Source organism: Nocardioides eburneus (assembly GCF_040838215.1).
Lineage (GTDB): Bacteria > Actinomycetota > Actinomycetes > Propionibacteriales > Nocardioidaceae > Nocardioides > Nocardioides eburneus.
In genome coordinates this window covers 18,512-32,427 of the sequence record NZ_JBFPJR010000028.1, presented here as the reverse complement: position 1 = coordinate 32,427, position 13,916 = coordinate 18,512, and the positions used below count along the sequence as shown (strand labels likewise).

Sequence of the window (13,916 nt, the reverse complement as noted above, 5' to 3'; positions counted from 1 at the left end):
TGGCCGAGTCGGCGTCCATGGACGCCGACTCGGCCAGCCATGTGCGGCCGACTCGCGTGACCGGTCAGAGCTGGGAGGCGGAGCCGCGGTCGAGGAACCAGACGGTCTCGTCGGTGCCCTCGACGCCGGCCGCGGGCGTGTCGTGGAGGTCGGCACCGCCGAGGGCCTTGGCCACGGCCTCCGCCTTGCCGTCGCCACTGACGAGGAACCACACCGACGTCGAGCGGCGCAGGGCCTCGAAGGTCAGGCTGATGCGCTCGGGCGGCGGCTTGGGGGAGCCGGTGACCGCGACCGCGATCCGGTCCTGCGCGTCGAGCTGCGGGAAGCCGGGGAAGAGCGAGGCGATGTGGCCGTCGGGACCGACGCCCAGCATGAGGATGTCGAACTGGCCCGACCCATGGGCCTTCACCTCGGCCTCGTAGGCGGCGGCGCCCTCGTCCACGCTCGCAGCGTCGGCGGTGGACGCCATCTGGTGCACCCGGTGGTCGGGGACCCCGACGACGTCGAGGAAGGCGGCCTTCGCCTGTCCGGCGTTGCGGTCGGGGGAGTCGGGCGCGACGAAGCGCTCGTCACCGAACCAGAAGTCGACCGCGCCCCAGTCCACGCCCGACTCCGGCGCGAGCCGGGCGACCTCGCGGTGGATCGCATCGGCGATGGTGCCACCGGTCAGACCGATGTGGGGAACGTGGCCGGCGGCCTGCGCGTCGGCGATCCGGTTCAGCAGCTCGCCCGCGACGGCCGTGGCCAGGTCAGCCGCGTCCTCGTGGACCTCGATGCGTGCGTCGCTCACGTGGCCGTCCTCCGGTGGGTTCGGTAGTAGTCGATCAGCGCGCGGGTGGATGCGTCCTGCTCGGCGGCGACCGCGGTGTCGCCGGCCACGGCCGGGCTGAGCTGCTGCGCGAGCTGCTTGCCGAGCTCGACGCCCCACTGGTCGAAGCTGTCGATGCCCCACACCACGCCCTCGGTGAACGTGATGTGCTCATAGAGTGCGATCAGCTGTCCGAGCACGGACGGGCTCAGCTCCGGCGCCATGATCGACGCCGTCGGCCGGTTGCCGGTGAAGACCCGGGCCGGCACGATCGCCTCGGGTGTGCCCTCCGCGCGGACCTCGTCGGCGGTCTTGCCGAACGCCAGCGCGCGCGTCTGGGCGAAGAAGTTCGCCAGGAACAGCTCGTGGACGTCCGTGCTCTGCCCATTCTCCTGGCGATCCGTGAGCGGGTAGGCGGGGTTGGCGAACGCGATGAAGTCGGCCGGGATCAGCCGTGTGCCCTGGTGGATGAGCTGGTAGAACGCGTGCTGGCCGTTGGTGCCCGGCTCTCCCCAGAACACCTCGCCGGTGTCGGTGGTCACCGGACTGCCATCCCAGCGCACGCCCTTGCCGTTGGACTCCATCGTGAGCTGCTGGAGGTAGGCCGGGAAGCGGTGCAGCAGTTGCGCGTAGGGGAGTACGGCGTGGGTCTGGGCACCGAGGAAGTTGGTGTACCAGACATTCAGCAGCCCCATGAGGACCGGCACGTTGTGAGCCGCGTCCGTCGTACGGAAGTGCTCGTCCAGGGCGTGGAAGCCGGCGAGGAACTCCGCGAAGCGCTCCGGGCCGATGGCGACGGCCAGCGAGGTCCCGATCGCGGAGTCGACCGAGTAGCGGCCGCCCACCCAGTCCCAGAAGCCGAACGCGTTGGCCGGGTCGATGCCGAAGGCCTCGACCTTGTCGAGCGCGGTCGAGACGGCGACGAAGTGCTTCGCGACCGCCTCCTTCTGGTCCACGGCGCCCAGGTTGTCGAGCAGCCAGGCCTTGCACAGGCGCGCGTTGGTCAGCGTCTCGAGCGTCCCGAAGGTCTTGCTGGAGACGATGAAGAGGGTCGTGGCCGGGTCGAGCCCGGCGAGCTTCGTGGCCGCGTCGGTCGGGTCGATGTTGCTGATGAAGCGGCACTCGATCTCGTGGTGGCGGTAGGGCGCGAGCGCCTCGTAGGCCATCACCGGGCCGAGGTCGGAGCCGCCGATGCCGATGTTGACCACCGTCCGGATGCGCTCGCCGGTGACCCCGGTCCACACGCCCGTCCGCACCCGGTCGGCGAAGTCGTAGACCCGCTGCAGCACGTCATGGACGTCGGCCACGGCGTCCTGACCGTCGACGTCGAGGACGGCGTCGGCCGGGTCGCGGAGCGCGGTGTGGAGCACCGCGCGATCCTCGGTGACGTTGACGTGCTCGCCGTTGAACATCGCCTCGCGGCGCTCCGCGAGACCGACCTCCTCGGCGAGGGCGAGCAGGGTCTGGAGCACCTCGTCGTCGACCAGCCCCTTGGAGAGGTCGACGTGGAGGTCGGCGGCCGTGAACGTGAGGCGCTCGGCGCGACCTGGGTCGGCGGCGAACCAGCCCCGCAGGTCCGGCGTGAAGCCGGTGGCGAGGTCGGTCAGCCGCTGCCACGCCGCGGTCGCGGTGGCGTCGACCGGGCCACGGGTCACTTCGCCTGCTCCATCTGCCCCTTCACGGTGTCGAGCAGCTCGATCCAGGACGCCTTGAACTTGTCCACGCCCTCGACCTCGAGAACCTTGAACACGTCCGCGACGTCGATGCCGACCGCGCTCAGTCGGTCGAACACGGCCTGGGCCTCCGCGGCCTTGCCGGTCACCTTGTCGCCCTCGACCTCGCCGTGGTCGGCGAAGGCCTCGAGGGTCTTCTCCGGCATCGTGTTGACGGTGTCGGCGACGACCAGGTCCGTGACGTAGAGCGTGTCGGGGTAGGCCGGGTTCTTCACGCCGGTCGAGGCCCACAGCGGACGCTGCCGGTTGGCGCCGGCGGCCTCGAGCGCCTGCCACCGGTCGCTCGCGAGGACCTCCTCGAAGGCGGCGTAGGCCAGGACGGCGTTGGCGACCGCAGCCTTGCCGGCCAGGGCCGCGGCCTCGGGGCTGCCGATCTTGTCGAGGCGCTTGTCGATCTCGGTGTCGACGCGGGAGACGAAGAACGACGCCACCGAGCGGATGGTGGAGAGGTCGATGCCCTTGTCCTTGGCCTGCTCGAGGCCCGCGAGGTAGGCGTCCATGACGGCGCGGTAGCGCTCGACCGAGAAGATCAGGGTCACGTTGACGCTGATGCCTTCGGCGATCGCGGCCGTGATGGCCGGCAGGCCCTCCAGGGTCGCCGGGATCTTGATGAGCGCGTTGGGCCGGTCGACCGCCGCCCACAGCGCCTTGGCGCTCGCGATGGTGGCGTCGGTGTCGTTGGCCAGGGTCGGCTCCACCTCGATCGAGACCCGACCGTCGTCCTTGGTCGACTCGGCGACCGGAGCGAGGATCTCGCAGGCGTTGCGCACGTCCTCGGTGGTGAGCTCGAAGATCACCTTGTCGACGTCGGCGCCGTCGGCGACGAGCTTGCGGACCTGGTCGTCGTACCGCTCGCCGTCGGCGATCGCCGCGGCGAAGATCGTCGGGTTGGTGGTGACGCCGACGACCGACCTCTCCTTGACGAGGTCGGCGAGGTTGCCGGTCTCGATGCGCTCGCGCGACAGGTCGTCGAGCCAGATGGACACACCGGCCTGTGCCAGTGCCTTGAGACGATCACTCATGGGGTACCCCTCCTGATCGGGTGTTGTACGACGCCGGCTGCTGCGTCACGCGTTGACGGTCGCGATGCTGTCCTTGGCGGCCTGCGCCACGGCCTCCGGGGTGAATCCGAACTCCTGGAAGAGCCGGGGGGCGTCGGCCGAGGCACCGTAGTGCTCGATCGAGACCATCCGGCCGGCGTCGCCGACGTACTCGCGCCAGCCCTGCTTGATGCCGGCCTCGACGCTGACCCTGGCCTTGACGGTCGGGAGCAGCACGGAGTCCCGGTAGGACTGCTCCTGCGCCTCGAACCACTCGATCGACGGCATCGAGACGACCCGGGCGCGGATGCCGTCGGCCGCGAGGAGCTCGCGCGCCTTGACGGCGTACTGCACCTCGGAGCCGGTGCCGATGAGGATGACGTCGGGCTGGCCGCCCTCGGCGTCGATGAGGATATAGCCACCGCGGCCGACGTTCTCCGTCGTCGCGAAGCCCTCCTCGCCACGCGGGAAGATCGGCAGGTTCTGTCGGGAGAGGATGAGGCCGGCGGGGCGGTCGGTGTTCTTGAGGACCTGCAGCCAGGCCGCCGCCGTCTCGTTCGCGTCGGCCGGCCGGACGATGTCGAGGCCGGGGATGCCGCGCAGCGCCCAGAGGTGCTCGATCGGCTGGTGGGTCGGGCCGTCCTCGCCGAGGCCGATCGAGTCGTGGGTCCACACCCAGATCGACGGCGCGCCCATCAGGGCACCGACGCGGACCGCGCCGCGCATGTAGTCGGAGAACTGCAGGAACGTGCCGCCGAAGGCGCGGGTCCCGCCGTGGACAGCGATGCCGTTGATGATCGCGCCCATGGCGTGCTCACGGATGCCGAAGTGGAGCACGCGGCCCTCGTAGGGGTCGCCCTCCCACTCGTCGGTCGAGTGCGCCTTCGGGATCGCGGACTTGGCGCTCTCGATGGTCGTGTTGTTGGAGCCGGCGAGGTCGGCCGAGCCGCCCCACAGCTCGGGCATGAGCGGCGCGATGGCGTTGATGACCTTGCCCGAGGCCGCACGGGTGGCGACGCCCTTCGCGTCCGCCTCCCAGGTCGGGAGCGCCTCGGCGAGGCCCTCGGGGAGGCCTCGCGCCTTCATCCGGTCCAGGATCTTCGCGCCCTCGGGGTTGGCGGCCGCCCAGGCGTCGTACTCCTCCTGCCACGCCGCCTCCCAGGCCTTGCCGCGCTCGATGAGCGAGCGGGTGTGCTCGAGGATGCCGTCGGGGATCTCGAAGCGCTGCTCCGGGTCGAAGCCGAGCACCTCCTTGGTCGCGGCCACCTCGGCGTCGCCGAGCGCGGAGCCGTGGGCCTTCTCGGTGCCCTGCGCGTTGGGCGCCGGCCAGGCGATGATCGTCTTGAGCACGATCAGCGACGGCTTGTCGGTGACGGCGTCGGCGGCCTGCAGCGCCTCGTAGAGACCCGGGACGTCTTCGCGATACTCCGTCTGGCCGCGGTCCTGACCGGTCCAGTCGACGGTCTGGACGTGCCAGCCGTAGGCCTCGTAGCGCTTCGCGACGTCCTCGTTGAAGGCGATGTCGGTGTTGCCCTCGATCGAGATCTTGTTGAGGTCGTAGATGAGCGTGAGGTTGCCGAGCTGCTGGGTGCCGGCGATCGAGGACGCCTCGCCGCTGACGCCCTCCTCCAGGTCGCCGTCGGAGGCGATGGCGTAGATGTGGTGGTCGAAGATCGACTCGCCGTCGCCGGCCGTCGGGTCGAGCAGGCCGCGCTCGCGACGGGCGGCCATGGCCATGCCGACGGCGTTCGCGACGCCCTGGCCCAGCGGGCCGGTGGTGACCTCGACGCCGGCGGTGTGGCCGAACTCGGGGTGGCCGGGGGTCTTGCTGCCCCAGGTGCGCAGCGCCTTGATGTCGTCGAGCTCGAGCCCGAAGCCGCCCAGGAAGAGCTCGAGGTAGAGGGTGATCGAGCTGTGGCCGGCGCTCAGGACGAACCGGTCGCGGGCCATCCAGTCCGGGTCGGCGGGATTGTGCCGCATCACCTTCTGGAAGAGGAGGTAGGCCGCCGGCGCAAGACTCATGGCGGTGCCGGGGTGGCCGTTCCCGACCTTCTGCACCGCGTCCATGGCCAGGACACGGATCGTGTCCACCGCCTTGTCGTCGACGTCGGTCCACTCCAGGTCAGCCAGAATCGGTCGGCTCAGTGCGCTCACGAGGTTCCTTATGGGATCGAGGACGTGCGGGAAACTGCCTGGGTCCGAGACTACTCAGGGCGGGGGTTAGACTCACACCCGCAGTTCGGTAAACAACCTGTGCTCAGGAATCATTCGATCTTCAACTGAGGAACGCATCACGTGACGTACGTCGGCCAGCCGGTCCCGGACCTCAAGGCGCCTGGGACCCGGGCGACCGTCAAGGACGTCGTCGCGGCGTACGTCGGCCTGACGAAGCCGCGCGTGATCGAGCTGCTCCTGCTGACCACTGTGCCGGTGATGTTCTTCGCCGCTCGGGGCGTCCCGTCGCTGGGACTCGTGGTCGCGACCGTCGTGGGCGGCACCTTCTCCGCCGGCTCGGCGTCGGTCTTCAACTGCGTCTATGACCGCGACATCGACGAGCAGATGCGGCGCACTCGCCGTCGTGCGCTGCCGCGCCACATCGTCTCGCCCGGGGCCGCGCTCGTCTTCGGCGCGGTCCTCGGTGTCCTCTCGACGCTGGTCCTCGGGTTCTGGGTCAACTGGCTCTCGGCCGGGCTCTCGGTCGCGGCCAACGCGTTCTATGTCCTCGTCTACACGATGGTGCTCAAGCGTCGGACCACGCAGAACATCGTCTGGGGTGGCATCGCCGGCTGCTTCCCGGCCCTCATCGGCTGGACCGCCGTCACGGGGCAGCTGTCCTGGGCGCCGGTGATCCTGTTCCTGGTCGTGTTCTTCTGGACCCCGCCCCACACCTGGGCGCTCGCGCTGCGCTACCGCGAGGACTATGCGAACGTCGACGTCCCGATGCTGCCGGTCGTCAAGCCGGCCCGCGAGGTCGCCCGTCAGATCGTCCTCTACTCGTGGGTGATGGTCGCCACCTCGATCGCGCTGTGGCCGGTCGCCTCCACGGGTTGGTTCTATCCGGCCTGTGCCGTCGTCCTCGGTGCGGTCTTCCTTGTCCAGGCGCACCGCCTGCACGCCCGCACCCGCGGCACGGAGGAGCTCTCCCGCATCCAGCCGATGCATCTGTTCCACAGCAGCAACCTCTACCTCTCGCTGCTCTTCGTCGCGGTCGCGATCGACCCGCTCATCACCCGCTGACGGTCCGGCTCGGCTGGGCACGTTGCCGTTCGGCCGTCCTTGCATGCAAGGATGTATGCTGATGTCCATGACTGTCGAGCCTGCCTCACGCCGTGCGTACGAGTCGGTGAAGGACCGCATCCTCACCGGTGCGCTCCCCGCCGGCGACCTGCTGAGCGAGGTCGAGATCGCGCACGAGCTGGACGTCAGCCGCACCCCCGTGCACGAGGCGTTCCTGCGCCTCGAGGCCGAGGACCTGCTCCGGCTCATCCCGCGTCGGGGCGCCGTCGTCGTGCCCGTGCCGCCTCAGGAGGGCGCCGACCTCCTCGAGGTGCGGCGCGCGCTCGAGACCGCGGCCGTCCGGCGTCTCGCCGGTGAGGCGTACGCCGCCGCCCGGGCCTCTCTCGCCGAGCGGCTCGCCGAGGCCGTGGCCGAGCAGGAGCGGTTGGTGCCGGCGCGCGACGTCGCGGCGTTCGCCGTGGTGGACGAGGCGTTCCACCGGGCGATCGTCTCGGCCTCGGGCAACGCGCTCGCGGACCGGTTCTACGCCACCCTGGGCGACCGCCAGCGGCGGATGACGATCGGCGCCGTCGGTGGTCGACCCGACCATCTCGCCGTCCTGGTCGAGGAGCACCGCCGGCTCGCCGACCTCGCCGTGGCCGGTGACCCGGACGGGTTCGACACGGCGCTCGTGGAGCATCTCGACCGGACCCACGACACCTTCCTCGCCCGGGGAGCGGCCCGGTGACCGCGGAGACGGTCGCGCCGCGTCGTACGCGTGTCGCCTCGGGCCCGGGCGGCCCGGCCACTGGCCGGTCGTCCTCCGCGTCCGGCGCCTGGCTGCTCGTGGCGGCGGCGATGTTCGTCATCGGCTGGGGCGGCAACGAGTTCACGCCACTGCTGCTCGTCTACCGCGACACGGCGGGCTACTCCCAGGTCGACGTCGACGTCTTCCTCGGCGCCTACGTGCTGGGTCTGGTTCCCGGGCTGCTGGTGGCGTCGGCGCTGTCGGACCGGTTCGGCCGACGACCGCTCATGCTCGCCGGCCTGGTGTGCTCCCTCGTCGGCAGCGTGGTGCTCGCCGTCGGTGACGTGGCGGGTTTCGGTGTGCTCTTCGCGGGGCGCGCGTTCAGCGGGGCCGCCGTCGGCATCGCGATGGCGGTCGGGACAACCTGGGTGAGCGAGCTCTCCGCGGCGCCGTACGACCTCTCCGCCGCGTCCGGCGCCGGCGCGCGCCGGTCCTCGATCGCGCTCTCCGCAGGCTTCGGGCTGGGTCCCGCCTCCGCGGGGATCCTGGCCCAGTGGGCGACCCCGCCGCTGGTCTGGCCCTATGTCGTCCAGGTGCTGCTCTGCCTCCCCATCCTGGTTCTCCTCATGCGGCGAGGCGTCGAGACCCGGCGCGGGCACGGCAGCGTCCGCGTCCTGCACCGTCTGCGGGTCCCGGCAGCCGGCCACCGCCGCTTCGTCCATGTCGTGCTGCCGATGGCGCCGTGGATCTTCGGCTCGGCGGCCATCGCCTACGCCATCGTCCCGCAGCTCGTCGACACCGCGGTGGGGGAGTGGGCCCTGCTCTACACCGTCGGACTGACCGTCGCGACGCTCGGGTGCGGCGTCGCCGTCCAGCCGATCGCCCGCCGCCTCGACGACGTGTCCACCGCCCGCGCGGTCGTGGTGTCCATGGTCGTCATGACCGTCGGCATCGCTCTCGCGGCCCTCACCGCCCTCACCGGCTCACCCTCGCTGGCCGCGCCGGTCGCGGTGCTCCTCGGTGCGGCGTACGGGATCGCCGTCGTGTCGGGCCTGCTCGAGGTCCAGCGCATCGCCGAGCCCGACGAACGGGCCGGCCTCACCGGTGTCTACTACTCGCTCGCCTACCTCGGGTTCCTGCTCCCGGCCGTGCTCGCCGGGCTCCATCACTGGTTCGGCTACGTGACGATGCTCGGCACCGTCGCCCTGGTCTCGCTGTGCTGCACGCTCATCTGCGCCTCGGGCTGGTCGCGCCACCTGCCCGCGCGCTGAGAGGTCACTCGTTCCGACCGAGAGGTCAGTGGGAATGGGTGACTTCTCGGCGGGAATGGGTGACTACTCGGCGGCGGCGTGGCGGATGCGCAGCAGGACCCAGGTGACGGCCGCGGAGATGAGGGCGGCGCCGAGCATGTGGAACATGACGAGGACGATCGGCAGGTCGGTGAAGTACTGCACCCACCCGATCGCCGCCTGGGCGAGCTCGACGGCGAGGAGCACCCAGGCGGCCTGGCGGGTGGCGGCCGGCGCCTTGAGGGCGTACGACGCGATGAGCAGGCCCACGGTGAGACCGATGAAGAGGCAGACGAGGTCGGCGTGGACCTGCGACATCTGCAGTGGATCGAGGCCGTTGCGCGGGGAGTCGGCGTCGCCGGCGTGGGGGCCGGCGCCCGTGACGACGGTGCCGGCGTAGAGCACGAGCCAGGCGACCGCGAAGTTGGCCCAGGCGAGCAGGACGACCGGACCGCGGACGACCGGGGCCGCCGGCGCATAGACGCGCCAGAGGAACAGCACCGTGAGGCCGATGATGGCCATCGAGCAGACCAGGTGGAGCGAGACGACCCACGGGTTGAGGTCGGTGAGGACGGAGATCCCGCCGACGACGGCCTGCGCCGGGATGCCGAGCGCGGCGAGGAGCGCGACGTTGCGGAGGTCACGGCGGCCGCTCTGCCACGCCGCCACGAAGGTCAGGATCGCGATGATCACCAGGGGATAGGTGAGCAGCCGGTTGCTGAACTCGATGGCGGAGTGGACGTTGAGCTCGCCGTGCGGCGTCAGGCCGCGGTCGGTGCAGCGTGGCCAGGTCGGGCAGCCGAGGCCCGACGAGGTGAGGCGGACGGCGCCGCCGGTGACGACCAGCACGCAGTTGGCGACGAGCGCGGCCCAGCCGAGTGGCTTGACCCAGCCGGCGAGGTCGATGCGGCGTACGGCGGCGGGAGCGGTCATTCCCACTTGAAGGTCCTTGCGGTCAGTCCGGTGCCGAGCGCGGCCCAGAGGAGGAGGACGCCGAGGTCGCGCCAGCGGACCACGCCGTCGAGCAGGGCGCCGCGGACGGCCTCGCCGAGCGCCCCCGAGGGCAGCCAGCGGGCGACGTGGCCGAACGCGCCGTAGGCCGAGAGCGGGAGTACGACGGCGCCGCCGGCCATCAGCAGCAGGTAGATGAGGTTGGCGGCGGCGAGCGTCGCCTCGGCCCGCAGCGTGCCGGCCACGAAGAGCCCGAGCGCGGCGAAGGCGGCGGTGCCGAGGACGATCGCGAGCACGAAGCCGACGACCTCGGGCTTCGGCGACCAGCCGAGAAGTTGGCCGACGCCGCCGATGACGAACATCTGCAGCACCTCGACGCACAGCAGCGCGAGGACCTTGCCGGCGAGCAGCCCCACGCGCGGCAGCGGCGAGGCCCCGAGGCGCTTGATCACGCCGTACCGCCGCTCGAAGCCGGTCGCGATGGCGAGCGAGGTGAACGAGGTCGACATGATCGCGAGGGCGAGCACGCCGGGTGTGAAGATGTCCACGAGCGGGTCGGACTCGTTGAGGTCGAGGTGTTGACCGCCCTTGACGCCGCCGATGAGGACGATGACGGGGATGACCACGGCGAGCAGGAGCTGCTCGCCGTTGCGCAGCATCAGCCGTGCCTCCATGGAGGCCTGGGCGAGCACCTGCCGGAGCAGCGGGGCGCCGCCGGGCGACGGCGTGAAGGTGCCGGCGTGGGCCGGGACCGTGGCGTCCGGGCGACCCGACACGCCGGAGACGCCCGGCACTCCTGGCAGGTCAGTCATGGCTGAGCTCCCGTCCGGTGAGCTCGAGGAAGACGTCCTCGAGGTTGCGCTGGCCGAGCGTGAGCGACTCGGGCAGGACGCCGTTCTCCTCGCACCAGCGCGAGACCTTGGCGAGCGTGGTGGCGTCGGCGGGCCCGGTCAGTCGCAGCGACCGCTCGTCGAGCTGCACCACCTCGGTGTCGGCGCCCAGCGTCGCGCGCAGCGAGTCGGGAGCGCCCGGCGGGAACGGGCGCGTCACGACGAGCCGGATGGTGGCCGACGACCCGCCGCGGGTGAGCTCGAGGGGAGAGCCGGAGGCGATCAGCCGGCCGTGGTCGATGATGTGGACCCGGTCGGCCAGCTGCTCGGCCTCCTCGAGGTAGTGCGTGGTGAGCACGACGGTGACGCCGTCGTCGCGGAGCTCGCGGAGCAGCGCCCAGGTCGTACGACGAGCGGCCGGGTCCATCCCGGCGGTCGGCTCGTCCACGAACACGATCTCGGGGCGGCCCACGAGCGCCATCGCGAGTCCGAGGCGCTGTTGTTGGCCACCCGACAGCCGGCGGTAGGGCGTGCGGCCGCATTCGGCGAGGCCGAGTCTCTCGGCGAGCAGGTCGACCGGGATCGGGTCGGCGTGGAGTCGGGCGATGTGGCGCAGCATCTCCATCGCGCGCACCCCGCTCCACGCGCCCTGGCCCTGAAGCATCACGCCGACGCGGGGGAGCAGCTCGTCGCGCTGGGCGACCGGGTCGAGCCCGAGCACGCGGACCGTGCCGGCCTGGGGCTTGCGGTAGCCCTCGCAGGTCTCCAGCGTCGTCGTCTTGCCGGCGCCGTTCGGCCCGAGGACGGCGGTGATGCTGTGGCGGGCGACGTCGAGGGTGAGACCATCGACGGCGGTCTTGGTGCCGTAGGTCATGCGAAGGTCACGGACCTCCACGGCAGGCTCGGCAACACCTCGGGACACCGCGCCAGTCTAGGAAGGTCGTCGCCTCCGGGCGGAATCGGGTCAGGAACCTCTCAGGGACGCTCTCGGGAAAGGGTGCGGACCGGCCGTGAGCAGGCTCACCGGGCAGGTAAGGGTGACCTTCCTTGAAGCCCTCCCGGCAATATCGTCACAATGGTGTTGTGAAATTCGACGAGGCGCCTCTCTCTGCGAAGGAGGGACACAGCGACCGGTCGACGCGTCACCGCGTCGCACGGTCCATCCTCGTCGACGGCCCCTCGACCGCCGCGGCGCTCGCCGAGCGGCTCGACCTGACACCGGCGGCGGTCCGCCGCCACCTCGAGGTCCTCGTCGAGGAGGGCGCCGTCGAGGCGCGCGAGTCCCGCGCGAAGGTGCGCGGGCGTGGCCGCCCCGCCCGGGTCTTCGCGCTCACCGACCAGGGACGTGAGGGCTTCGACCAGCAGTACGACGACCTGGCGGTCGCCGCGCTGCGCTACCTGTCCGACACGGCCGGCGAGGAGAGCGTGCGGGAATTCGCCGCCCGGCGCGCGGCGTTCATCAAGCAGGGCTTCGAGGCCGTCGCCGCGCGCGACGCGTCGCTGTCGCCCGCCGAGGCGCTCGCCGAGGTCTTCACCGCCTCGGGCTACGCCGCCTCGGTCAAGGACGTCCCGGAGCTCGGAGGAAGCGGCGTGGGGGAGCAGCTGTGCCAGCAGCACTGCCCGGTCGCCCATGTGGCCCACGAGTTCCCGCAGCTGTGCGAGGCGGAGACCGAGGCGATCGGCGAGGTGCTCGGCACCCACGTCCAACGGCTCGCCACGATCGCGCACGGCGACGGGGTCTGCACCACCCACATCCCCCTCGCGCACGGCCCGGACCCGGGCCGGCCGGCTCCCGCCGTACGCACCACGACCACCACGCCGCTCAAGGCCGCCAAGAAGTCCACCAGCTCGACCAGGAAGAAGGAGCAGGTCACGACATGACCTCCATCGAGGAGCTCAACCCGGAGCTCAAGGGCATCGGGAAGTACGAGTTCGGCTGGGCCGACCCGGACGTCGCCGGCGAGACCGCGCAGCGCGGTCTCAACGAGGACGTCGTCCGCGACATCTCGAGCAAGAAGAGCGAGCCGCAGTGGATGCTCGACCTGCGCCTGAAGGGCCTCAAGCTCTTCCGGCGCAAGCCGATGCCGACCTGGGGCTCGGACCTGTCGGGGATCGACTTCGACAACATCAAGTACTTCGTCCGCTCCACGGAGAAGCAGGCCGCGACCTGGGACGACCTTCCGGCCGACATCAAGAACACCTACGACAAGCTCGGCATCCCGGAGGCGGAGAAGCAGCGCCTCGTCGCGGGCGTCGCTGCTCAGTACGAGTCGGAGGTCGTCTACCACCAGATCCGTGAGGACCTCGAGTCCCAGGGTGTGGTCTTCGTCGACACCGACACCGCGCTGAAGGAGCACGAGGAGCTCTTCAAGGAGTACTTCGGCACCGTCATCCCGGTCGGCGACAACAAGTTCGCCGCGCTCAACACCTCGGTGTGGTCGGGCGGCTCGTTCATCTACGTGCCGAAGGGCGTCCACGTCGACATCCCGCTGCAGGCCTACTTCCGGATCAACACCGAGAACATGGGCCAGTTCGAGCGGACCCTGATCATCGCCGACGAGGACTCCTACGTCCACTACGTCGAGGGCTGCACGGCGCCGATCTACTCCTCCGACTCGCTGCACTCCGCGGTCGTCGAGATCATCGTCAAGAAGAACGCGCGCGTCCGCTACACCACCATCCAGAACTGGTCCAACAACGTCTACAACCTCGTCACCAAGCGTGCCGTCTGCGAGGCGGGCGCGACGATGGAGTGGGTCGACGGCAACATCGGCTCCAAGGTGACGATGAAGTACCCCGCCGTCTACCTCATGGGTGAGCACGCCAAGGGCGAGACGCTCTCCATCGCCTTCGCCGGCGAGGGCCAGCACCAGGACGCCGGGGCCAAGATGGTCCACGCCGCGCCGCACACCTCCAGCTCCATCCTGAGCAAGTCGGTCGCCCGTGGCGGTGGCCGGACGTCGTACCGCGGCCTCATCCAGGTCAACGAGGGCGCCACGGGCTCGAAGTCCAACGTGCTCTGCGACGCGCTGCTGGTCGACCAGATCTCGCGCTCCGACACCTACCCCTACGTCGACATCCGCGAGGACGACGTGTCGATGGGCCACGAGGCCTCGGTCTCGAAGGTGTCCGACGACCAGCTGTTCTACCTCATGTCCCGGGGCATGGCCGAGGACGAGGCGATGGCGATGATCGTGCGCGGCTTCGTCGAGCCGATCGCCAAGGAGCTCCCGATGGAGTACGCCCTGGAGCTCAACCGACTGATCGAACTGCAGATGGAGGGTGCTGTCGGATGAGCACC

General features: G+C 70.7%; 12 protein-coding genes. 5 read left to right on the top strand and 7 right to left on the bottom strand.

Features of this window, described 5'->3' with window-relative positions:
• Nucleotides 1–64: 64 nt before the first annotated feature.
• Genes pgl through tkt form a run of 4 tightly spaced genes read right to left on the bottom strand, consistent with a single transcriptional unit; the run spans nt 65 to nt 5,726 of the window.
• Complete coding sequence (gene pgl / locus AB3X52_RS14770; RefSeq protein WP_367994856.1) at nt 65–790, bottom strand: 6-phosphogluconolactonase; 726 nt, start codon at nt 788–790, stop codon at nt 65–67.
• The gene (gene pgi, locus AB3X52_RS14765; RefSeq protein ID WP_367994855.1) at nt 787–2,463 is read right to left on the bottom strand and encodes a glucose-6-phosphate isomerase; all 1,677 of its coding nucleotides are present in this window, start codon (nt 2,461–2,463) and stop codon (nt 787–789) included. Before pgi ends, pgl begins: the two co-directional genes overlap by 4 nt.
• Entirely contained in the window at nt 2,460–3,563 is a 1,104-nt protein-coding gene (gene tal, locus AB3X52_RS14760; RefSeq protein WP_367994854.1) for a transaldolase, read from the bottom strand. The genes pgi and tal overlap by 4 nt, the downstream gene beginning before the upstream one ends.
• A 45-nt stretch (nt 3,564–3,608) precedes the next feature.
• Nucleotides 3,609–5,726 (bottom strand): transketolase, encoded by a 2,118-nt coding sequence (tkt, locus tag AB3X52_RS14755; protein ID WP_367994878.1) that lies wholly within the window; start codon nt 5,724–5,726, stop codon nt 3,609–3,611.
• Between the two features lie 150 nt (nt 5,727–5,876).
• On the opposite strand from tkt, the gene AB3X52_RS14750 reads away from it, so the two are divergent.
• The 3 genes from AB3X52_RS14750 to AB3X52_RS14740 all read left to right on the top strand — a co-directional run bounded on the left by AB3X52_RS14750 (nt 5,877) and on the right by AB3X52_RS14740 (nt 8,816).
• Nucleotides 5,877–6,818, top strand: a complete 942-nt coding sequence (locus AB3X52_RS14750; RefSeq protein WP_367994853.1) for a heme o synthase — start codon at nt 5,877–5,879, stop codon at nt 6,816–6,818.
• 67 nt (nt 6,819–6,885) lie between these two features.
• Nucleotides 6,886–7,545 carry a GntR family transcriptional regulator gene (locus tag AB3X52_RS14745; protein WP_367994852.1) on the top strand — a complete coding sequence of 220 codons (660 nt, stop codon included), beginning with the start codon at nt 6,886–6,888 and terminating at the stop codon, nt 7,543–7,545.
• Nucleotides 7,542–8,816 (top strand): MFS transporter, encoded by a 1,275-nt coding sequence (locus AB3X52_RS14740; protein ID WP_367994851.1) that lies wholly within the window; start codon nt 7,542–7,544, stop codon nt 8,814–8,816. Before AB3X52_RS14745 ends, AB3X52_RS14740 begins: the two co-directional genes overlap by 4 nt.
• 63 nt (nt 8,817–8,879) lie before the next feature.
• Here the strand turns inward: AB3X52_RS14740 and AB3X52_RS14735 are convergent, their stop codons facing one another.
• The 3 genes from AB3X52_RS14735 to AB3X52_RS14725 are packed head-to-tail and all read right to left on the bottom strand — an operon-like array spanning nt 8,880 to nt 11,537.
• Entirely contained in the window at nt 8,880–9,767 is an 888-nt protein-coding gene (locus AB3X52_RS14735; RefSeq protein ID WP_367994850.1) for a COX15/CtaA family protein, read from the bottom strand.
• A complete protein-coding gene (locus AB3X52_RS14730) occupies nt 9,764–10,597 on the bottom strand; it encodes an ABC transporter permease (RefSeq protein ID WP_367994849.1) in 834 nt (277 codons plus the stop codon). Before AB3X52_RS14730 ends, AB3X52_RS14735 begins: the two co-directional genes overlap by 4 nt.
• A complete protein-coding gene (locus AB3X52_RS14725; RefSeq protein ID WP_437440558.1) occupies nt 10,590–11,537 on the bottom strand; it encodes an ABC transporter ATP-binding protein in 948 nt (315 codons plus the stop codon). The genes AB3X52_RS14730 and AB3X52_RS14725 overlap by 8 nt, the downstream gene beginning before the upstream one ends.
• Before the next feature lie 161 nt (nt 11,538–11,698).
• On the opposite strand from AB3X52_RS14725, the gene AB3X52_RS14720 reads away from it, so the two are divergent.
• Both AB3X52_RS14720 and sufB read left to right on the top strand, forming a co-directional pair.
• A complete protein-coding gene (locus tag AB3X52_RS14720) occupies nt 11,699–12,496 on the top strand; it encodes a helix-turn-helix transcriptional regulator (protein WP_367994848.1) in 798 nt (265 codons plus the stop codon).
• Nucleotides 12,493–13,911 (top strand): Fe-S cluster assembly protein SufB, encoded by a 1,419-nt coding sequence (gene sufB / locus AB3X52_RS14715; protein WP_367994847.1) that lies wholly within the window; start codon nt 12,493–12,495, stop codon nt 13,909–13,911. The genes AB3X52_RS14720 and sufB overlap by 4 nt, the downstream gene beginning before the upstream one ends.
• Nucleotides 13,912–13,916 lie beyond the last annotated feature (5 nt).

What these genes read in the sequence shown, in the direction of transcription:
- tal (WP_367994854.1), bottom strand. Translation starts at nt 3,563, where the DNA reads ATGAGTGATCGTCTCAAGGCACTGGCACAGGCCGGTGTGTCCATCTGG.
- AB3X52_RS14745 (WP_367994852.1), top strand. Translation starts at nt 6,886, where the DNA reads ATGACTGTCGAGCCTGCCTCACGCCGTGCGTACGAGTCGGTGAAGGAC.
- AB3X52_RS14735 (WP_367994850.1), bottom strand. Translation starts at nt 9,767, where the DNA reads ATGACCGCTCCCGCCGCCGTACGCCGCATCGACCTCGCCGGCTGGGTC.
- AB3X52_RS14730 (WP_367994849.1), bottom strand. Translation starts at nt 10,597, where the DNA reads ATGACTGACCTGCCAGGAGTGCCGGGCGTCTCCGGCGTGTCGGGTCGC.
- sufB (WP_367994847.1), top strand. Translation starts at nt 12,493, where the DNA reads ATGACCTCCATCGAGGAGCTCAACCCGGAGCTCAAGGGCATCGGGAAG.